The following is an 18567-nucleotide window of genomic DNA, read 5'->3' as shown; positions in this document are numbered from 1 at the left end:
GTGGCCGACGCGCCCTCCCACGATCCGCTGATCCACGCGCTGGGCGCCCAGCTCGCGCCGGTGCGGCGGCTGCGCCCGCCGTCGCAGCGCGCACTCGGCTGGACCGTCCTGCTGGCAGCCCTGGCGGCGCTGCTTGCACGGCATTACGGCCTGGCACCGATGCTCACGCGCTGGTCCGGTGCGCCCGATCTGGCCTGGGCCGGCGTTGGTTCCGCACTGACTGCGGTGGTCGCTGCCTGGGTCGCCTTTTCGCTGGGGATCCCCGGGCGTTCCGCGCGCCGGGCCTGGCTGGTGCTGCCGCCGGCACTGCTGTGGATCGGTGCCAGCGGCATGGGCTGCCTGCGCGAGTGGGTCGCGCCGGACACGGAAGTGGCCACACTGGCGCAGACCCACGGCTGCTTCGCCTTCATCCTGATCTTTTCGGTGCCGTTGTCCGCGGTGATGGTGTGGCTGCTGCGCCGGGCCTACCCGCTGAGGCCGGTCTTGGCGGCGGTGATGACCGGTCTGGCCAGTGCCGCCGCCTCGGCCAGCCTGCTGGAGATCTGCCACGAGTTCGACGCCGCGGCGACCGATCTGGGCATGCATGCGCTGGCGGTGACGCTGGTGATCGGTATCAACGCCGCGTGCGGCGGCCGCCTGCTGCAGCGCAGGTAACGCGGGCGGCCACGCCGGCAGGTAACGCAACCGCAGGTGGCGGCGAAGGAGGGTGGTGCGGTATTGGCCGCACACTCACTTTCAGGAGAACGTCGCATGAAATACGTCAGCAAGCTTGCCTTCGGCCTCGTCTGCGCGCTGTCGGCAGGCAGCTTCGCCACCGCCGCCATCGCCCAGGACGCGATGGCGCACGGCAACAGCGCCGCCACGCAGGATGACGGCATGAAGCACGACTCGATGAAGCACGACGCCATGAAAGGCGATTCGATGAAGCATGACGCGATGAAGCACGACGCGATGAAGGGCGATGCCATGAAGGGCGATTCGATGAAGCACGACGCCATGAAGGGTGATGCGATGAAAGGCGACTCGATGAAGCATGACGCCATGAAGAGCGACGACGCCATGAAAGACGGCGGCATGTAATGGCTGCCGAGCCCCGTCTCCGGACGGGGCTCACGGCGCCTGGACGCTTGCGCCTGCTTGTTCAGAATTCGATCCGGCTGGGGGCCGACGCAGGAGCGGTATACTTCGTCCGCGCGATTGTGCGTTTTGTCTGCACCGAGGCTCTCCCTCTTGGCTACTTCCCCCCGCACCGACCCCTCGGTGACCACCTCCAAGCTGCGCCAGCACGTCATCACCGCGCTGGAGGAACTCAAGGCCAAGGACGTCCGCGAGATAGACGTTCGTGGTCGTACGTCCATCGCCGACCTGCTGGTGATCGCCTCGGGCACCTCGGCGCGTCACGTCAAATCCATCGCCGACGAAGTGGTGAAGTTCGCCAAGAAGGCTGGCGTGATGCCGTTGGGCGTCGAGGGCGAGCAGGAGGCGGAATGGGTGCTGGTCGACCTGGGCGACGTGATCGTCCACGTCATGCTGCCGCGCATCCGCGAGTTCTATGGTCTGGAGCGCCTGTGGACGGTCGGCGACCGCGAGCAGGACGCCAGCGCCGCCAACGCCGGTTGAGCTTGGTCCTCCCTGCACGAAAGATCACGGCGCGGGGCGTATGCAGCGCGACGACGCGCTGCCCTGGGGGCAACGTCCCGATGACCCATCACGCACGGGATGGCGCCGCATGTAGGCCGATGGGCCGCCAGCAGATGCAGGCGGGTGCGGGAATTGCACACTACGGCACGGCGACCGATTCACGATGCGCGCACGGCTGATCGCAGTCGGCGAACGCATGCCCGGCTGGGTGGCCGAGGGCTTCGCCGAATATCGCAAGCGGCTTTCGCACGAGCTGCCGCTGGAACTCATCGAGCTTCGGCCGGGTGCTCGCGGCAAGGGCCGCGACGACGCCCGCGCCACGCTGGACGAAGGCGTCGCCATGCTTGCGGCGATTCCACGCGACACGCATGTGATCGCGCTCGACGGCCGCGGCAAGACCTGGTCCAGCGAGGAACTGGCGGCACAGCTGGACCAGTGGCGAATGGCCGGTCGCGATCTCGCTTTCCTCATTGGCGGGCCCGACGGCCATGCGCCGGACGTGCTGGCACGCGCCGAACAACGCTGGTCACTCGGGCCGCTGACGCTGCCGCACATGCTGGTGCGCCTGGTGCTGGCCGAGCAGCTGTATCGCGCCACCACTATTGCCGCAGGTCACCCGTACCACCGGGCCTGAGCATGTTGCGCCACCGCCGCTATGCTGGCGTTTTTCGGCCGCGTACGAGTGCTCCATGACCGTTTCGATCCGCACCGCCACCGTCCACGATCTTCCCGCGCTCGCGCCGTTGTTCGACGCCTACCGCCAGTTCTACGGCCAGGCTCCCGATCTGCTGCGCGCCAGGAGCTTTCTGGCCGAGCGCTTCGCGCATCACGAGTCGCTGATCCTGCTGGCCGAGCGTGACGGGGAGGCGGCCGGATTCACCCAGCTCTCCGCTGTTCTCCTCCGTGCGTGCTGCCCGCGTCTATCTGCTAAACGACCTGTTCGTGGCCGCCCCGGCGCGCCGCGCCGGCGTGGCGCGCGCGTTGCTGACTGCCGCGGCCGCACACGCCCAGGCACTCGGCGCCGTCGGCCTGAGCCTCTCCACCGCGCGGGACAATGCGCCGGCACAGGCGCTGTACGAATCGCTCGGCTGGGTGCGGGACGGGCAATTCTGCGAGTACAGTCTGGCGCTCTGAAGTGGTCGCCCGAGGATCGCCCGATGCTCTACCTCGCCTCCCAGTCTCCGCGTCGGCGCCAGCTGCTGGAGCAGATCGGGGCCGCCTTCGAAGTCATCGAAGTAGCCGTGCCGGAACACCGTGGCACTGAGGAATCACCGCGCCACTATGTCAGCCGGGTGGCGCGCGACAAGGCGCTGGCCGGCCTTGCCGCGGCGCCTGCGCCAGGAGCCGTGGTGCTCGGCAGCGATACCGAGGTAGTGCTGGACGACGAGGTGTTCGGCAAGCCCGCCGACGCTGATGCGGCGGCGGCCATGCTGCGACGGCTATCCGGCCGCACCCACGAGGTGATTTCCGCCGTGTGGGCGGTCACTGCCGACCATCAGGACAGCGAGCTGTGTGTCTCGCGCGTGCGCTTCGCAATGCTGGACGAGGCGACCATCGCCGCCTATGTCGCCACCGGCGAACCCTTCGGCAAAGCCGGCGCCTACGCCATCCAGGGCCGCGGGGGCGTGCTGGTGGAACATCTCGACGGCAGCTATTCCGGCGTGATGGGCCTGCCCGTGTTCGAGACGGCGCGACTGCTGGGGCGTTTTTGAGATGCGCCGCGTGAGCCGTCAGAGGGTCACGAACAGGCCGATGCTGCCGATCAGGTTTACCGTTGCGTGCAGCGCCACGCCCGGCCACAGGGAGCGCGTGCGCAGCCGCATCCAGGCCATGGCGATGCCGCCAAGGCCGATCCAGGACAGTGGCAGCACGTGCCAGCCATAGGCCGGTACGTGGATCAACGCAAAGAGGGCGGCAGTCAGGACGACCGCGGTGATCGTGCGTGCAGGCGAGGGCGAATGCATCGTCTCCCTGCCATAGCCGAGCACGGCGGCGAGCAGCACGCCGCGGAACATGAACTCTTCCACCAGCGGCACGATGGTCACCGCGGTGCAGGCCAGGGCAACCTGCGGGGCTAGCGCGCTTTGACCGGCGAGGGCGAACAAGCGATGTTCCACGGCGTGGCTCGGGAACAGCCACCTCGCGCTGGCCATGTCGACACCGGCGATAACGATCCCAACCAGTGCACCGAGCAGAAGATGCCGATGCGCCACGTGTCTCGTCATGCCGAAGCCGCGTTCCGCGCTCGCCCCGTCCCAGAACTCGGGCCAGCGCCGGCGCGTGGAGCAGAGCAGCCACAGTCCAGCCGCCCACGTCACCAATACGTCGGCTGACACGGATACGCCTGGGTTCGCTCGCCACTCCTGCCAGCCGATACCATCGATGCTTCCGAAGGCGAGCAGCCCCAACGCTGCGACAGCCCATCCCAGCACGATCGTGCAACCGGTCATCAACAGGTAGCGGACGAACACGGCCACGGCGGAGCTCACGCGGAACACGGGGAGCGCCGACAGTGACGGCGCGGGCATTCCAGTCTTTTCTGGGTTGTTTCCGGCTGCAGACGCGTCCATCACCCCGCCTCGGTCAACAGCCATCAGCCCGGTGGCTGCATCATCACGAACCATCCGGCAACGGCGAGCAGGTTGTTGACGCCGTGGGCCACCACTGCCGGCCACAGCGAGCCGGACTTCAGGCGAAGCCAGGCGCAGCCGAGTCCGAGCAGGGCGAGGTTGGGGACCGCATACCAGTGCCAGCCGAGGTCCGGCAGGTGGACCATGCCGAAGGCCACCGAGCTGAGCACCAGCGCCATGCTCAGGCGGGTGTTGCCGACCGGGCTGCCGGCAGGGCCGCCGCGGCGAAAGCCGAGCAGCGAGGAAAACAGCACGCCGCGGAACAGCGTCTCTTCCACCAGCGGACCCAGGGTGACGGCGGTAAACGCCAGCACCACGCGCGCAAGCAGCGACGCGCTGTGGCCCATCTGCGCAATGTTCTGGGTGACCGGGTGCTGGCCCGCCAGCAGGTGGGTGAGCATGCCGCCGATCACCGGCACGCCCACGCCCACGGCGAGCGCGACGGCGTAGTAGGCGCCGCGCTGGCTCGGTGCGAAACCGAACCCTTGCCACGCCTGCGGCAGGCTCCACTGACGGGGCCAGCGACGGTGGACAATCCACAGCGTGACGCTGGCGACGACCAGCAACGTGGCGGCCGTAATGGCGGTGCGCAGATCCGGGCCGCCCATGGCCGCGCGCAGCGCCTGCTGGGCGTCGCCGCCTCCGGCGAGGCCCACGCGCAGGCCGACCACCAGACCGACCAGCAAGGCAAGCGCGAAGCCCACCGCCAGCTGCAGCGCGAAGTACAGCGCCAGCAGCCCGATCGATTCGCCCAGTCCCGGCGCGCGCGCGGGGGCGGGCAGCTCGGGCGGGCCGGCCAGGAGGTCGATGGCGGCATTCACGGGGAGATTCCTTTCGGCGGGCGGGCGCACCGACGCTAGCGGCTGCTGGCGGCGCGGTGCAATCCCTGCCATCGGTCATGGGGGCATGCAGGCAGCTTGTATAGTGGCCCGTCACTGGATGGAGGAATCGCGCGCCGAGGCGCTGCCCATGTTCGCATTCGACTGGCTTGCCGACCCTACCGCCTGGGCCGGTCTTCTCACCCTGGTGGTGCTGGAGATCGTGCTCGGCATCGACAACCTGGTGTTCGTCGCGATCCTCGCCGACAAGCTGCCGCCCGGCCATCGCGACCGTGCCCGCATCAGCGGCCTGGCCATTGCGTTGATCATGCGGCTGGTGCTGCTCGGTGCGATGAGCTGGCTGGTCAAGCTCACGGCGCCGATCGTGCAGTGGCAGGGTTTCTCGCTGTCCTGGCGCGACATCATCCTGCTGCTGGGCGGCGCGTTCCTGCTGTTCAAGGCCACGCTGGAGCTGCACGAGCGGCTGGAGGCGGCGGACGTGGACGAGGGCGGCGCGCGCACGCCGGCGAAGTTCTGGCTGGTGGTGACGCAGATCGTGGTGCTTGACGCGGTGTTCTCGCTCGACTCGGTGATCACCGCCGTCGGCATGGTCGACCACCTGTCGGTGATGATGATCGCGGTGGTGGTGGCGATGGTGCTGATGATCAGCGCCAGCAAGCCGTTGACCGCTTTCGTCAACGCGCGGCCGACGGTGATCATCCTGTGCCTGTCGTTCCTGCTGATGATCGGCTTCAGCCTGGTTGCCGAAGGGTTTGGCTTCCACATCCCCAAGGGCTACCTGTACGCCGCGATCGGCTTCTCGATCATGATCGAGGTGTTCAACCAGACCATGCGGCGCAATCGCCAGCGCAGCCTGCTCGGCAGTGCCCGACACCTGCGCGACCGCACCGCGCAGGCGGTGCTGCGGCTGCTCGGCGCCGGCGGTGCCGACGAGCCGGGCGAGCCGGCCAAGGCCGCCTCCGCCGACGACGAGCTGCCACCGATGGCGGTGTTCGGCAAGGACGAGCTGTCGATGGTGCAGGGCGTGCTTGATCTGGCCCAGCGCCCGGTGCGCTCGATCATGACGCCGCGGCCGGAGATCCGCTGGATCGATCCGCGCGACGACCTGCCCACCGTGCGCCGCGAGCTGGCCGAGGCCGGCCACGGCTGGCTGCCGCTGGCGCAGGACGATCTGGACAACCTGATCGGCGTGGCCTCCACCCGCGACCTGATGGGCAGCCTGCTCGACCACGGCCACGTCGAGCTGGAAAGCGTGGTGCGCAAGCCGCTGATGGTGCTCGAGTCGCTCAGCGTGCTGCGCCTGATCGACGAGTTCCGGCGCGCGCCGCTGCAGGTGGCGCTGGTGGTGGACGAATACGGCAGCTTGCTCGGGCTGGTCACGCCCAGCGACGTGCTGGAAGTGATTGCCGGCGAGTTTCCCGACGCGCTGGGGAGCGATCCCTCCGCTACCCAGGACGACGACGGCAGCTGGCTGTTCGATGCCAGCGTGGACGTGCGCCGCGCCGAGCAGCTGCTCGGCCAGCGGCTGGACGTGGACGACAGCTTTTCCACCCTGGCCGGGCTGGTGCTGCAGCAACTGGAGCGGATTCCGCAGGTGGGCGACAGCGTGCTTGCCGGCGGCTGGCGCTTCGAGGTGACCGCGATGGACGGCGCCCGCATCGGACGCCTGCGCGCTGCGCCTGGCGAGGCCTGAGCGGACGCGGCCACTCAACGGGGCTGATCAACCTGGCTCATCAATCGGGCTGATCATCGGCCGCTCGGTCGGGCGTATCGAGCCGCTGCGCCGGGGCCGCGGCTCAGCTCAGCAGCAGGGCCCGCACCACGCCGATCGACGCCAGCACCAGCATCACCAGCCACGCCACCATTCCCGTGACGAAGCCACCGCCGCGGCTGGCCGGGTCGCGCAGGTAGGCGGCGAAATACCAGACACGCCCGACGATCCACACCAGCCCGGCCAGGCCCGCCCAGCCGGCAAAGCCATAGTTGGCCGCCAGCCACAGCGTGGGAAGGAACAGCACGGTCTGCTCGATCGTGTTCATCTGCACGCGGTAGGCGCGCTCGAAACCTTCGTGCCCGCTGGTGGCCGGCGCCTTGATGCCGTACCTGCCGCGAGCCCGGCCCACCGCGAACACGGTGGCGGAGAGCAGCAGCACGTTGAGCAGGGTGACCAGGGCAGGCAGTTGCTGAAGCATCGTCGATCCTCTAAGGCGGGCGGCGCGGGTGCCGGTGCCGATCGTGGCAGGAGCGAAGGCGAGGCGCTATCGTCGGTCGCTACGCCGCAGGCGGCGAAGGAGAAGAGCCATGCGTTGGCAGAAAGGGCGTCGCAGCGACAACGTGGTGTTCGACAGCGGTGGCGGCGGCCGGCGCTTCGGCGGCGGTCGCGGGTTGGGGCTGGGCGGCATCGTGATACTCGCGATCCTCGGACTGGTGTTTTTCAAGGACCCCACGGCGCTGCTCAGCCAGGTCGACGACGGCAGCGGTACGGCGGCACCGGCGAGCACGCCGGCGGATCCGAACGACCCCCAGGTGGATTTCGTGCGCGCCATCCTCGGCGACACCGAAGACGAGTGGGGCCAGATCTTCGCCCGCCAGGGGCGCCAGTACGAACAGCCCCAGCTCACGCTGTTCTCCGGCCGCGTGAACACCGCCTGCGGCGCGGCGACGGCGGCGGTCGGGCCGTTCTACTGCCCCGGTGACCGCCACGTGTACCTGGATCTGGCGTTTTTCCAGGAGCTGCAGGATCGCTTCCACGCCACCGGCGACTTCGCCCGCGCCTACGTGATCGCCCATGAGGTGGGCCACCACGTGCAGAACCTGCTGGGAGTTTTCGACATGGTCGACTCGGCCCGTCGCCAGGGGACCACGCTGCAGGGCGCCAACGGCCTGTCCGTGCGCCAGGAGCTGCAGGCGGACTGCCTCGCCGGCGTATGGGCGCATGCGGCCGAGCAGCGCAACCAGTGGCTCGACCCGGGCGATCTGGAAACGGCGCTCAACGCCGCCAGCCAGATCGGCGACGACACCCTGCAGCGCGAGACGCGTGGCGAGGTGATGCCCGATTCGTTCACTCACGGCACCTCGGCGCAGCGGGTCAAGTGGTTCAAGGCCGGCTTCGACGGGGGCGACATCGGCCAGTGCAACACGTTTGCCGGCCCCCTCTAGAGTCGCGGCGCAACGGCGCCTCCTGCGGAGACCTACTTCATGTCCAGCATTGCGGCAGGCATTCCGATCGAAATGGCCATTGGCATGGGCAGCGGCATCGCCATCGGCGTGGCCAGCGGCACCCAGGCAGGACGGCGCAAGGCGGCCGAACAGGTGGCGGCATGGCTGCAGGAGCACGGCGTGCAGCTGGTCGGCGCCGAGGGTGCCCCGCTGGCGCCGGAAACGCTGCTGGCGGTGGTCGCCGGCAAGTCGCGCTGAGATCGTCCAACGCCAGCTGAATCACGCGCGGCGGCCGCGGCGGAAGCCACTGCCTGGACGGCCGGGGAGCGCCTAGAATCCGCGCGCTGCGTGCCAGGGGGTGCGCAAACCCCCGGTCGATGTATGGCACATCCCTGCCTGCTTTGCGGCGCCTGCTGCGCGCATTTCCGCGTTGCCTTCCACTGGTCCGAGACGGACCCTTTCCTCGGCGGCGCGGTGCCCGCCGAACTCACGTCCAGGCTGGATCCACACCGCGTGGCCATGCGTGGCACACAGGCCGGCCCGGTGCGCTGCATCGCGCTGCAGGGCCAGCCGGGCGTGCAGGCCAGCTGCGGTATCTACGCGCAGCGGCCGTCGGTGTGCCGCGCGGTGGTTCCCGCGTGGGAATTCGGGCAGCCCAGCGCCCAGTGCGACAAGGCCCGCGCCGCCCACGGCCTGGCCTTGCTGACACCGCAGGACTGGCTCGATCCCGGCGGCGCGGGCGTCCCGTCGTTGCCCCGAAGTGCCTGAGCCGCGCGACGGGCGAGCGGCCCGACATGCACGCCCGGTTCGCCACGGTGCCGGTCGCTGTCCCGGCAGATCGACACCCGTCGTCAGTTGCGCCGTCAAGATTACAGACGTAATCTGAAGCCCGTTACGGTCGTAATCCACGAGGCGGGTAATGGCATCAAGGCAGCGGGAAAGGCAGCAGCCGTGGCGGTGGGCGGCAGTGGCGTGGTGGCTCGGGCTGACGGGCTGCAGCCACACGGTCACGCGACCGGAGACGGCACCCCGCAACCAGGGCGAGGCGTCCTGGCACGCGGTGGAGCAGCCGGGCACCGTGCACTACCAGCTCGCGCTGGGCGAGGTATCCAGCGGAGGCACGGCCATGCAGCGCGTCACCCCGGCGTATCCGGCGGCGCGGCTGGTCGCGTGCCCGCCCGTGGTGGAAGTGACCGCCAGGCTCATCGTCGATCGTGCCGGCAAGGTCACCGAGGTGCGCCCGGGCAACGACGCCTCCGCGTCGACCGAGCTCGCCCCGTACCTCGACGCCACGCGGGTGGCCGCGCTGCAGTGGCAGTTCAACCCGCTGCAGATCAATCACTGGTCGGCCGACGCCAACGGCGAGAGCCACGTGGTCGACAGCCGAACCGAACCGTTCAGCCTGGACTACCTGTTCCGCTTCAGCTGCCACGCCGGCCGGGCGAGCGTGAGCGCTGGCGATGCGTTGCAACGCGGGGCCGCGCGCTGATCAGGCCGCCGCGTCGAAGCGGTAGATGTCCATCGCCAGGATGCCAAGTTCGATGCCGGCATCCAGTCGCTGCGCGTGCGCGCCATCACCCGTGGCGCCCAGCGCCACGAACAGCGGCAGCAGGTGCTCGTCGGTCGGGTGCGCGCGTTCGGCGAACGGCGCCTGCCGGCGATAGTCCAGCAGCGCGGCAGTATCCCCGGCGGCAAGGCGCTGCTCGATCCAGCGGATGAAGGGCCGCACGTAAGGCGCCTCGCGCTCCGCGCTGTAACCGGCGGCCAGATCGTGCAGGTTGTGGGTGATCGAGCCCGAGCCGATCACCAGCACGCCGTCCTCGCGCAGTGGTGCCAGCGCGCGCCCGACCGCCAGCTGGTGCGCCGGGCCGCCGTGCGGCTGGATCGACAGCGGCACCACCGGGATGTCGGCGTCGGGGTACATCAGCCGCAGCGGCACCCACGCGCCGTGGTCCAGACCGCGCGAAGCATCCACCGTCGTCGACAGGCCCGCATCCGTCAGCAGCCGGGCGACTTGCTCCGCCAGCGCCGGCTCGCCGGGCGCCGGATAGCGCACCTGATACAGCGCTGCCGGGAAACCGCCGAAGTCGTGCACCGTCTCCGGGAGCGCCGCGCCGCCCACCCGCGGGCTGCGCGCCAGGTAGTGCGCGCTGGCCATCACGATCGCGCGCGGCTTCGGCAGCACCGTGGCAAGTTCCGCCAGCCGCGCGCCGGTGGCGCCGGGCTGCAGCGCGGTCATCGGCGAACCGTGGGACACGTAGAGGCTGGGCAAGGCGGTCATGGCAGGCTCCGGCTGAGCTGCCCAACATAAGGCCGATGGCTCGCGTTTTCGCTGGCGCTCCGCGCGACAGCTTGTTGCACGACGCGAACGCTGCGCGCCTTCAGTCGGCGTCGGCGAGCGCCTGGCGCAGCGGATCGAGCAGCGCGCCGTAGTGCACTGCGCGAGCGGTATCGCGGCGCAGCGGCTGGCGCACCTGCGACGCACTGGGGGTGCGCACGCTGCGCATGGCGCGGTGGTAATCGAGGCAGGCCGGGTCGAACGGCAGATCGCAGAACGCCAGCAGTTCGCGGATGGACTGCTCCGGGTCATCCAGCAGCGCCTCGTAGCGCTGGATGCGCAGGCGCTGCGACCGCGCGGCCTGCCAGTGGGCGATCGCACGCTGATAGTCGCGCGTGTAGGCGCCGATGTCGCTCAGGTCACAGGCGAAGTGCGGCAGCCGGTAGAACTGCTGCTTGAAGCACGACCAGCCCGCTTCCAGCGGGTCGCGCCGCACATCGATGATGCGCGCGCCCGGCAGCATCGCGCCGAGCAGGCCGGCGTGGAGCCAGTTCTCGGGCAGCTTGTCGGTGTGGCGTGGACGTTGTGCGCGCCAGCGGGCGGTGCGTTCGAGGTAGCGTTGGCCCAGCCGCTGCCAGTCGGCCGCACTGGCCGTTGCCATCCACGCCAGCAACGGCTGACCGCGCCGGTGGGATTCTTCGGCGATCACTGCTTCCAGGTCGTCCAGTTCGCTGGCGCCCTCCACCTGCGGATGCGCGGCGAGGATCTGCTCGAACAGCGTGGAACCCGAACGCGGCAGGCCAACAATGAAGATCACCTCATGCCCCAGCGTGGCGTCCAGCGGAGCAGGCAGCTGCTCGCTTGCTTCGATCATGCGGGCGACGTGGGCGGTGAAGCCCGGCGCGTGCCATGGCGCCAGCGCGCGCATGCGCGTGTTGGCCTGTGTCAGTGCCGCGAAGGCTTCCTCGTAGCGGCTGCGGTCCTCCAGCGCCTTGCCCAGTGCGAAGCCCATCGCAATGCAATCGCTGTCCGCGACCCCCGGATGCTGCACAAGGGAGGAGAGCGCCGCGATGTCCTCATCGGCCAATGGCTGCGTCTTGATGTTGGCCAGCCCGCGCCATGCATCGCCGCAGGCGCCGTGCCGGGACAGCGCGGCGCGGTAGTGCGCGGCCGCTTGCTCGAAGCGACCCAGGTGCACCAGCGCGTCGCCGGCCAGGATGTGCGCCGGCAGCAGCGCCGGTGCCAGCGCGGCGGCCTGCTCCAGCGCTTGCAGCGCGTCCTCGCTGTCGCCGAGCTGCTGCAGGTTGCGACCGAGGTTGAACCAGGCCATCGGATAGTCCGGCGCGGCCGCGCAGGCCTGTCGCCAGGTGGCGAGCGCGTCGTGCACGTCGCCACGCTGGGCCAGCGCGCTGGCGAGATCGTTCAAGACCAGCGCATCGTCCGGCGCCTGTGCGAGCGCCTTGCCCAGCACGGCGACGGCGTCGTCGATGCAGCCGCGTCGGGTGGCGGCGATGCCCTTCATGCGCAGTACTTCCGCATGCCGCGGGGCGAGCCGAAGCAAGGCATCAAGGAGACGGTCGGCGGCGTCGAGCTGGCCGTCGCGGATCGCCCGTGCGGCCGCGTGCAGCTGTTCGCGCTGAGACGCAGACAGGCCGCTCAGGCGCGGATCGAAACCGGGGCGGGGCGAGTGGGGCGTCATGCGGTGAGCGGTGCGGGAATCATCCGCTGATGGTACGGGGCGATCGCTGGTCCGGGCGAGCGGCGCGTCGCGCGAATGGCCCGCCGGAAAAGCGAAACCCGCGCTGGGCGCGGGTTTCTTGGGTCGAGCGAAAGGCTCAGTACTTGCGGCGGGGCGGCTTGCCGCCGCTGCCACCGCCAGCGGGGCGCGGCTTGCCCTTGAAGCCGCCCGGGCGCGGGCCGGTGGTGGAGCGCGGCGGCGGGCGGTCAGCGGCGCCGTCGTCCTTGCCGTCCCACTCGTGGATGCGCAGCTGGTGCTGCACCACCCAGACCTTCTTCAGGTGCTCGAACACTTCCTTGGGCATGCCGTCGGGGAGGTCGATCAGGCTGTACTCGCCGCGGATGCTGAGGCGGCCGATGAAGCTGCTTTCCAGCCCGGCCTCGTTGGCGATGGCACCGATGATGTTGCCCGGCTTCACACCGTGCTCGTGGCCGACTTCGACGCGGTAGGTGCGCTTGCCTTCCTCGGTGACGTGGGCGCGCTGCACCGGGCGGGAAACCGACTCGCGGGGGCCGGAATCACGCTCGCGCGAATCGCGTTCCGGACGCTGGCCGCGCTCGGGGCGCCCCTGGCTGCCGCGCTCGCGCGGCTCGTGCTCGCGCGCGGCGTACTCGCGCTTGGGCGGCGGCGTGAGCAGCAGCGGCTGGTCGCCCTGAGCGATCCGCGCCAGCGCGGCGGCGATCTCGATCGCCGGCACGTTGTGCTCCTGCTCGTACTGCTCGATCAGCTGCTGGAAAAATTCCAGCTCGCCCTGCGCCAGGGTGTCGCTGATGCGCTGCTTGAACTTGCCCACGCGCACGTCGTTGACGGCCTCGACCGTGGGCAGCTTCATCTCCTCGATCGGCTGGCGCGTGGCGCGCTCGATCGCGTGCAGCATGCCGCGCTCGCGCGGCGTCACGAACAGGATCGCCTCGCCATTGCGCCCCGCGCGGCCGGTGCGGCCGATGCGGTGCACGTAGCTTTCGGTGTCGTACGGGATGTCGTAGTTCATCACGTGGGTGATGCGCTCCACGTCCAGCCCGCGCGCGGCCACGTCGGTGGCCACGAGGATGTCGAGCTTGCCGTCCTTGAGCTGCTGGATCACCCGCTCGCGCTGCGCCTGGGCGATGTCGCCATTGATCGCGGCAGCGGCCAGGCCGCGCGCCTGCAGCTTCTCGGCCAGCTCTTCGGTGGCCTGCTTGGTGCGCGCGAAGATGATCATCGCGTCGAACGGCTCGGCCTCCAGGATGCGGGTGAGCGCATCGAGCTTGTGCACGCCGCTGACCCACCAGTAGCGCTGGCGGATGTTCGCCGCGGTGGTGGTGGAGGACTTGATGGTGACTTCCACCGGGTCCTTCAGGTGCTTCTGCGCAATCTTCCGGATGACCGTGGGCATGGTTGCCGAGAACAGCGCCACCTGCCGCGTCGGCGGGGTGGAATCGAGCACTTTCTGGACGTCGTCGATGAAACCCATGCGCAGCATTTCGTCGGCTTCGTCGAGCACCAGGTACTTCAGCTCGGAGAGATCCAGCGTGCCCTTGTCCAGATGATCGATCACGCGGCCAGGGGTGCCCACCACCACCTGCACGCCGCGGCGCAGCGCCTGCAGCTGCGGGCCGTAGCTCTGGCCGCCGTAGATCGGCAGCACCTGCAGGCCGGGGAGATGGGTGGCGTATTTCTGGAACGCCTCGGCTACCTGGATGGCCAGTTCGCGCGTGGGCGCCAGCACCAGCGCCTGCGGCTTGCCGGGCTTGAGCTCGATGCGCGAGAGGATCGGCAGCGCGAACGCGGCGGTCTTGCCGGTGCCGGTCTGCGCCTGGCCGAGCACGTCACGACCTTCCATCAGCGGCGGAATGGTGGCGGCCTGGATCGGCGAGGGCGACTCGTAGCCCACGTCGGTGAGCGCGCGCAGGATATTCGGATTCAGCCCAAGCGCAGTGAAGCCGGCGGCAGCCGGGGCGGAGTCGGGGGACGGGGATGACATCGGGGAACCTCGGGGTGGCAGGCCGGACGGCGTGCGGGACAATGCGCGCTATTGTAGCAGTCTGCGGGCCCACGGCCCGCCTCGTGAAACGGTCAGGGCAAAGGAGATTCAGGCATGGCGAAACGTCTGGTGGGAAAGGTTGCGTTGGTGACGGGGGCTTCTTCGGGCATCGGTGAGGCCACTGCGATCGCGCTGGCCGAAGAAGGTGCCCGCGTGGCGGTGACGGCGCGCCGCCGCGACCGGCTCGACCAGCTCGCCGAGCGGCTCGTGGCACTGGGCGCCGAACCGCTGGTGCTGGAGGCGGACCTGCTCGACGAAGCCGAGGCGCAGCGCGTGGTGCGCGACAGCGAAGCGCGGTTCGGACGTCTGGACGTCCTCGTCAACAACGCCGGCGTGATGTACCTGGAGCCGGTCGCCGAGGCCGATCTCGGCCGCTGGCGGCAGATGCTGGAGCTCAACGTGCTCAGCCTGATCGCCTCGACGCAGGCGGCACTGGCCGGCATGACCGCGCGCGGCGACGGCCACATCGTGAACATCTCTTCCACCGCCGGGCGTATCGCCAACCCCAACGCGGCCGCCTATTCGGCGACCAAGTTCGGCGTGGTGGCGTTCTCCGAAGCGTTGCGGCGCGAGGTTTACAAGCACGGCATCCGCGTGAGCGTGATCGAGCCGGGCGTGGTCGAGACCGAGCTGCGCGACCACATCGGCCACGCAGCGACCAAGGACGCACTGAACGCCTGGGCCGACAGCATGCGCCAGCTGCAGTCGCGCGATGTCGCCGAGGCGATCGCCTTCTGCGTGACGCGGCCGCCGCACGTCAACATCAACGAGATCCTGATGCGGCCCACCGACCAGGAACGGTGAACCGGACGTCGTGCCAGCGTGCGTGCTGCAGCGGCTTATGATCGGCATCTTGCGGTGATTCCCCGGGAGTGGTGATGGACGGTTTCGAGACTCTTTCCGAGCAGGCCTGCTTTGGCGGCGTGCAGGGCTTTTATCGCCACGCCTCCACCAGCTGCGCGGGGACCATGCGGTTCGCCGTGTACCAGCCGCCGCAGGCAGTGCAGGGCAAATGTCCGGTGCTCTACTACCTGGCTGGCCTCACCTGCACCGAGGAAACCGCCACGATCAAGGCCGGTGCGCAGCGGCTCGCCGCGCAGTTCGGCATGGTGCTGGTGATGCCCGACACCAGCCCGCGCGATACCGGCATTGATGGCGCCACCGGCGACTGGGAGTTCGGCGAGGGGGCCGGCTTCTACGTCGATGCCACGCAGGAGCCGTTTGCCGGGCGATTCAACATGCATCGCTACGTGGTCGATGAGTTGCCGGCGCTGGTGGCCCGGCATTTCCCCATCGACCCCACGCGCAGCAGCATCTTCGGTCACTCGATGGGTGGCCACGGCGCACTCACCATCGCCCTGCGCTATCCGGATCGTTATCGCTCGGTGTCTGCGTTCGCGCCGATCGTGGCGCCCAGCCAGGTACCGTGGGGACACAAGGCACTGCCGCGTTATCTGGGCGACAACCCGGCAACGTGGGCGGACTACGACGCCTGCGCGCTGGTGGAGCGACAGACCTTTCCCGGCACGATCCTGATCGACCAGGGCGAGGCGGACAAATTCCTCGAGGCCCAGCTCAAGCCAGAACTGTTCGATCAGGCCTGCGCCGAGGCGGGCCAGGCACTGCTGCTGCGCCGGCACCCCGGCTACGACCACAGCTACTGGTTCATCAGCACGTTCATGGAAGACCACCTGCGCCACCATGCCGGTGCGCTCGGTCTTCGATAGGAGCCTGCACCGCGGCCCGCGCTGCGTTCCGCGCTGCGTTCCGCAGCGGCTGCGCTTCTTTCGGTCGGCATCGGAGTAACACCAGGCCTGGCCGCGATGGCGATAGCGCCCGTGGTTGCGCAACAAAAAAGGGCGGCGCCGCGAGGCGCCGCCCCTGGTCATGCGCGTACGGTCACGCCTTGGCGGCAGGTCGGCGCGAACCGCGCCGCGACCGGTTGCCCGCAGCGTGCTCGTTGCTGCCCTGCTGCACGTGGCCGTGCGGACGGTGCGACGGCGAAGTCTTGCCGCCGTTCGACGAGCGCCCCTGCGGGCGCGCAGGCTGTCGCCCCTGGCGCTGCTTGCCGCCGCCCTGCACCGGGCGCGGCGCGCCGGCATCGAGGCGCAGCGGCGTCGACGGTTCAAAGCCCTCGACCGGGGTGATCGCGATGTCCTGCTTCACCAGCATGCGGATATCGCGCAGCAGGCCGGACTCGTCGTGGCTCACCAGCGACACCGCCATGCCTTCGGAGCCGGCACGGCCAGTGCGGCCGATGCGGTGCACGTAGTCCTCGGCGACCATCGGCAGGTCGTAGTTGATGACCATCGGCAGCTGGTCGATATCGATGCCTCGCGCAGCGATATCGGTGGCCACCAGCACGGTGACGCGGTGGGTCTTGAAGTCGCTCAGCGCGCGGGTGCGGGCGTTCTGGCTCTTGTTGCCGTGGATCGCCGCGGCGCGGATGCCGGACACGTTGAGGTAGGTCACCAGCTTGTCGGCGCCGTGCTTGGTGCGACTGAACACCAGGCTCTGGCGACGGCTGTCCTGCGACAGCACGTGCAGCAGCAGGTCGCGCTTGCGGACCGCGTCGACCGGATGCACGTGGTGGCTGACCAGCGGCGCCACGGTGTTCGGCGGGGTCGCCGAGACTTCGCGTGGATCGGTCATGAACTGCATCGCCAGCGCCTTGATCGGCGCGGCGAACGTGGCCGAAAACAGCAGCGTCTGGCGCTTCTGCTTGGGCAGCGCGTTGACGATGCGCTTGAGCGCCGGCATGAAGCCCATGTCGAGCATGCGGTCGGCTTCGTCCAGCACCAGCGTGTCGATGCCGGTGACGTCGATGGTGCGCTGCTGCATGTGGTCGATCAGGCGACCCGGGGTGGCGATGATCACGTCCACGCCGCGGCGCAGCGCGTTGATCTGCGGGCCCATGCCCACGCCACCGAAGATGGTGGTGGTGGCCACGCGCATGTGCTTGCTGTAGTCGCGGAAATTGTCGTTGACCTGCGCGGCGAGTTCGCGCGTCGGGGTAAGCACCAGCACGCGCGGGCGGCGCGTCTGCGTGTCGCGCCCGTTCAGCAGCTTGTGCAGCACGGGCAGGGCGAAGGCGGCGGTCTTGCCGGTACCCGTCTGCGCGGCGGCGAGCAGATCGTGGCCTTCCAGCACCAGCGGGATGGCGGCGGCCTGGATCGGCGTGGGCTCGGTATAGCCCTGGTCGGCAAGCGCACGCAGCAACGCGGGCGCAAGGCCCAGCGATTCAAAAGACATGGAAACTCCTGGAGTTGTCCGCTGCGCTCCCTGATACCGCGCGGTGGACGATGAATTCGACGACCGCGCATCGAGCGATGGCTGGTCGGGTGTCGTGCGCGCAACCGGGGTGGGGGATAGGGCGAGGGCCTGGCCATCGCCACGAAGTCCGCAAGGGAGTCGGGGGCGTCTACGAGCCGGCGTAGTGTAGCTGATCCGGACGCGGCTTGCTTGCGCTGCAGCAAGAACCGGTCGGATCGTGCCGTGAGGCGAGGCAGCGGACGCCAGCGGCGGCGGGCGGCGCTGCCTGGTCTCGTGAGGAGCGCGCCACCGGTCGTCACCTCGAATAGCCAGCTGCCGGGTTCGGCATTGGAGGTTCGAGCCCGGTGGGCCTGCCTCAAAAAAAACCGGCCCTCTCGGGCCGGTTTCCTTACTGTTGCGACGAAGCTGTCGCTTATTGGCAGGTCACCCCGACGGCGCTGAATGCCGACGCGACATCACTGGCGGAATAGCCCAGGTCGCCCGCCGCGCTCTCGACGCCGCAGGCGCCGGAGTTGAAGGTCGAGGTGGACGTCCAGTACAGCGCATTGGCCCGTTCGAACACTTCGAACGCTTTACGCGTGGTCCATGTGCTCTTCTTGGCCAGCGTGCAGAACGCCTTGTTGTAGACGCCGCTGGAGTAATGCACGTTGAGCGAGCTGGTGTAGTTCGCCGCGTTGTCGATCGAATAGCCGTCGGCCGTCGGGGTGCACATGTAGCGCAGCGCGGTGCCCCTCTTGTAGATCTCCGCTCCCACCAGCCAGTCGTTGCTGCCGCGGTCGTAGTACTCGGCCGCTTCGCCGGCCATGTCCGAGAAGGCCTCGTTCATGCCGCCGGACTGGCCGGAGTAGGCGAGGTTGGAGTGCTGCTCGGTGAAGCCGTGGCTGATCTCGTGGCTGGTCACGTCCAGCGACACCAGCGGATAGAACGTGCTGGCGCCGTCACCGAAGTTCATCGACGAGCCGTTCCAGAAGGCGTTCTCGTAGTTG

General features: G+C 69.2%; 20 protein-coding genes and 1 pseudogene. 13 read left to right on the top strand and 8 right to left on the bottom strand.

Annotated features, from left to right (window positions below; genetic code table 11):
- The 6 genes and pseudogenes from VFG40_RS15855 to VFG40_RS15830 all read left to right on the top strand — a co-directional run bounded on the left by VFG40_RS15855 (position 1) and on the right by VFG40_RS15830 (position 3353).
- On the top strand, positions 1–654 hold the full coding sequence (locus VFG40_RS15855; protein ID WP_324899262.1) for an NrsF family protein: 654 nt from the start codon (positions 1–3) through the stop codon (positions 652–654).
- 96 nt (positions 655–750) lie between these two features.
- Positions 751–1080 carry a pentapeptide MXKDX repeat protein gene (locus VFG40_RS15850; protein ID WP_324899260.1) on the top strand — a complete coding sequence of 110 codons (330 nt, stop codon included), beginning with the start codon at positions 751–753 and terminating at the stop codon, positions 1078–1080.
- A 150-nt stretch (positions 1081–1230) separates the two neighbouring features.
- Positions 1231–1620, top strand: a complete 390-nt coding sequence (rsfS, locus tag VFG40_RS15845; RefSeq protein WP_324899258.1) for a ribosome silencing factor — start codon at positions 1231–1233, stop codon at positions 1618–1620.
- A gap of 184 nt (positions 1621–1804) precedes the next feature.
- Positions 1805–2275: a 23S rRNA (pseudouridine(1915)-N(3))-methyltransferase RlmH gene (gene rlmH / locus VFG40_RS15840; RefSeq protein WP_324899256.1), complete on the top strand. Its 471-nt coding sequence runs from the start codon at positions 1805–1807 to the stop codon at positions 2273–2275.
- A 55-nt stretch (positions 2276–2330) separates the two neighbouring features.
- A pseudogene (locus VFG40_RS15835) lies at positions 2331–2775 on the top strand (GNAT family N-acetyltransferase).
- Between the two features lie 23 nt (positions 2776–2798).
- Positions 2799–3353 (top strand): Maf family protein, encoded by a 555-nt coding sequence (locus tag VFG40_RS15830; RefSeq protein WP_324899254.1) that lies wholly within the window; start codon positions 2799–2801, stop codon positions 3351–3353.
- An 18-nt stretch (positions 3354–3371) separates the two neighbouring features.
- Here VFG40_RS15830 and VFG40_RS15825 read toward each other — a convergent pair whose 3' ends face one another.
- The gene (locus VFG40_RS15825) at positions 3372–4118 is read right to left on the bottom strand and encodes a CPBP family intramembrane glutamic endopeptidase (RefSeq protein WP_324899252.1); all 747 of its coding nucleotides are present in this window, start codon (positions 4116–4118) and stop codon (positions 3372–3374) included.
- A gap of 116 nt (positions 4119–4234) precedes the next feature.
- Positions 4235–5092, bottom strand: coding sequence for a CPBP family intramembrane glutamic endopeptidase (locus VFG40_RS15820; protein ID WP_324899250.1), 858 nt, complete (start codon positions 5090–5092; stop codon positions 4235–4237).
- A gap of 148 nt (positions 5093–5240) precedes the next feature.
- Here VFG40_RS15820 and VFG40_RS15815 point away from each other — a divergent pair, with 148 nt between their 5' ends.
- Positions 5241–6803, top strand: coding sequence for a TerC family protein (locus VFG40_RS15815; protein WP_324899248.1), 1563 nt, complete (start codon positions 5241–5243; stop codon positions 6801–6803).
- A 103-nt stretch (positions 6804–6906) separates the two neighbouring features.
- On the opposite strand, the gene VFG40_RS15810 is transcribed toward VFG40_RS15815, so the two are convergent.
- Positions 6907–7302 (bottom strand): MAPEG family protein, encoded by a 396-nt coding sequence (locus VFG40_RS15810; protein ID WP_324899246.1) that lies wholly within the window; start codon positions 7300–7302, stop codon positions 6907–6909.
- A 109-nt stretch (positions 7303–7411) separates the two neighbouring features.
- Between VFG40_RS15810 and ypfJ the strand changes: the two genes are divergently transcribed.
- From ypfJ to VFG40_RS15790, 4 genes are all read left to right on the top strand, one after another.
- Entirely contained in the window at positions 7412–8269 is an 858-nt protein-coding gene (gene ypfJ / locus VFG40_RS15805; protein WP_324899244.1) for a KPN_02809 family neutral zinc metallopeptidase, read from the top strand.
- A 39-nt stretch (positions 8270–8308) separates the two neighbouring features.
- Positions 8309–8527: a hypothetical protein gene (locus VFG40_RS15800; RefSeq protein ID WP_324899242.1), complete on the top strand. Its 219-nt coding sequence runs from the start codon at positions 8309–8311 to the stop codon at positions 8525–8527.
- Between the two features lie 123 nt (positions 8528–8650).
- Complete coding sequence (locus tag VFG40_RS15795; RefSeq protein WP_324899240.1) at positions 8651–9037, top strand: YkgJ family cysteine cluster protein; 387 nt, start codon at positions 8651–8653, stop codon at positions 9035–9037.
- Positions 9038–9188: 151 nt separating this feature from the next.
- Entirely contained in the window at positions 9189–9758 is a 570-nt protein-coding gene (locus VFG40_RS15790) for a hypothetical protein (protein ID WP_324899238.1), read from the top strand.
- Here VFG40_RS15790 and VFG40_RS15785 read toward each other — a convergent pair whose 3' ends face one another.
- From VFG40_RS15785 to VFG40_RS15775, 3 genes are all read right to left on the bottom strand, one after another.
- Positions 9759–10550: a dioxygenase family protein gene (locus tag VFG40_RS15785; RefSeq protein WP_324899236.1), complete on the bottom strand. Its 792-nt coding sequence runs from the start codon at positions 10548–10550 to the stop codon at positions 9759–9761.
- A 100-nt stretch (positions 10551–10650) separates the two neighbouring features.
- Entirely contained in the window at positions 10651–12246 is a 1596-nt protein-coding gene (locus tag VFG40_RS15780) for a tetratricopeptide repeat-containing sulfotransferase family protein (protein WP_324899234.1), read from the bottom strand.
- Positions 12247–12382: 136 nt separating this feature from the next.
- A complete protein-coding gene (locus VFG40_RS15775; protein ID WP_324899232.1) occupies positions 12383–14248 on the bottom strand; it encodes a DEAD/DEAH box helicase in 1866 nt (621 codons plus the stop codon).
- A gap of 114 nt (positions 14249–14362) precedes the next feature.
- Between VFG40_RS15775 and VFG40_RS15770 the strand changes: the two genes are divergently transcribed.
- On the top strand, positions 14363–15112 hold the full coding sequence (locus VFG40_RS15770; protein ID WP_324899230.1) for an SDR family NAD(P)-dependent oxidoreductase: 750 nt from the start codon (positions 14363–14365) through the stop codon (positions 15110–15112).
- 74 nt (positions 15113–15186) lie between these two features.
- A complete protein-coding gene (fghA, locus tag VFG40_RS15765) occupies positions 15187–16035 on the top strand; it encodes an S-formylglutathione hydrolase (RefSeq protein ID WP_324899228.1) in 849 nt (282 codons plus the stop codon).
- A gap of 172 nt (positions 16036–16207) precedes the next feature.
- Here the strand turns inward: fghA and VFG40_RS15760 are convergent, their stop codons facing one another.
- Both VFG40_RS15760 and VFG40_RS15755 read right to left on the bottom strand, forming a co-directional pair.
- Complete coding sequence (locus tag VFG40_RS15760; RefSeq protein ID WP_324899226.1) at positions 16208–17560, bottom strand: DEAD/DEAH box helicase; 1353 nt, start codon at positions 17558–17560, stop codon at positions 16208–16210.
- Between the two features lie 433 nt (positions 17561–17993).
- Positions 17994–18567 (bottom strand): M4 family metallopeptidase (locus tag VFG40_RS15755; RefSeq protein ID WP_324899224.1); only part of this gene is annotated, 574 nt, incomplete at its 5' end.

The sequence above is a fragment of the Dyella sp. genome, from assembly GCF_035685805.1.
Classification (GTDB): Bacteria; Pseudomonadota; Gammaproteobacteria; order Xanthomonadales; family Rhodanobacteraceae; genus Dyella_A.
Note: the sequence above shows the minus strand (reverse complement) of the source record. Positions and strands in the feature narration are given on the sequence as shown.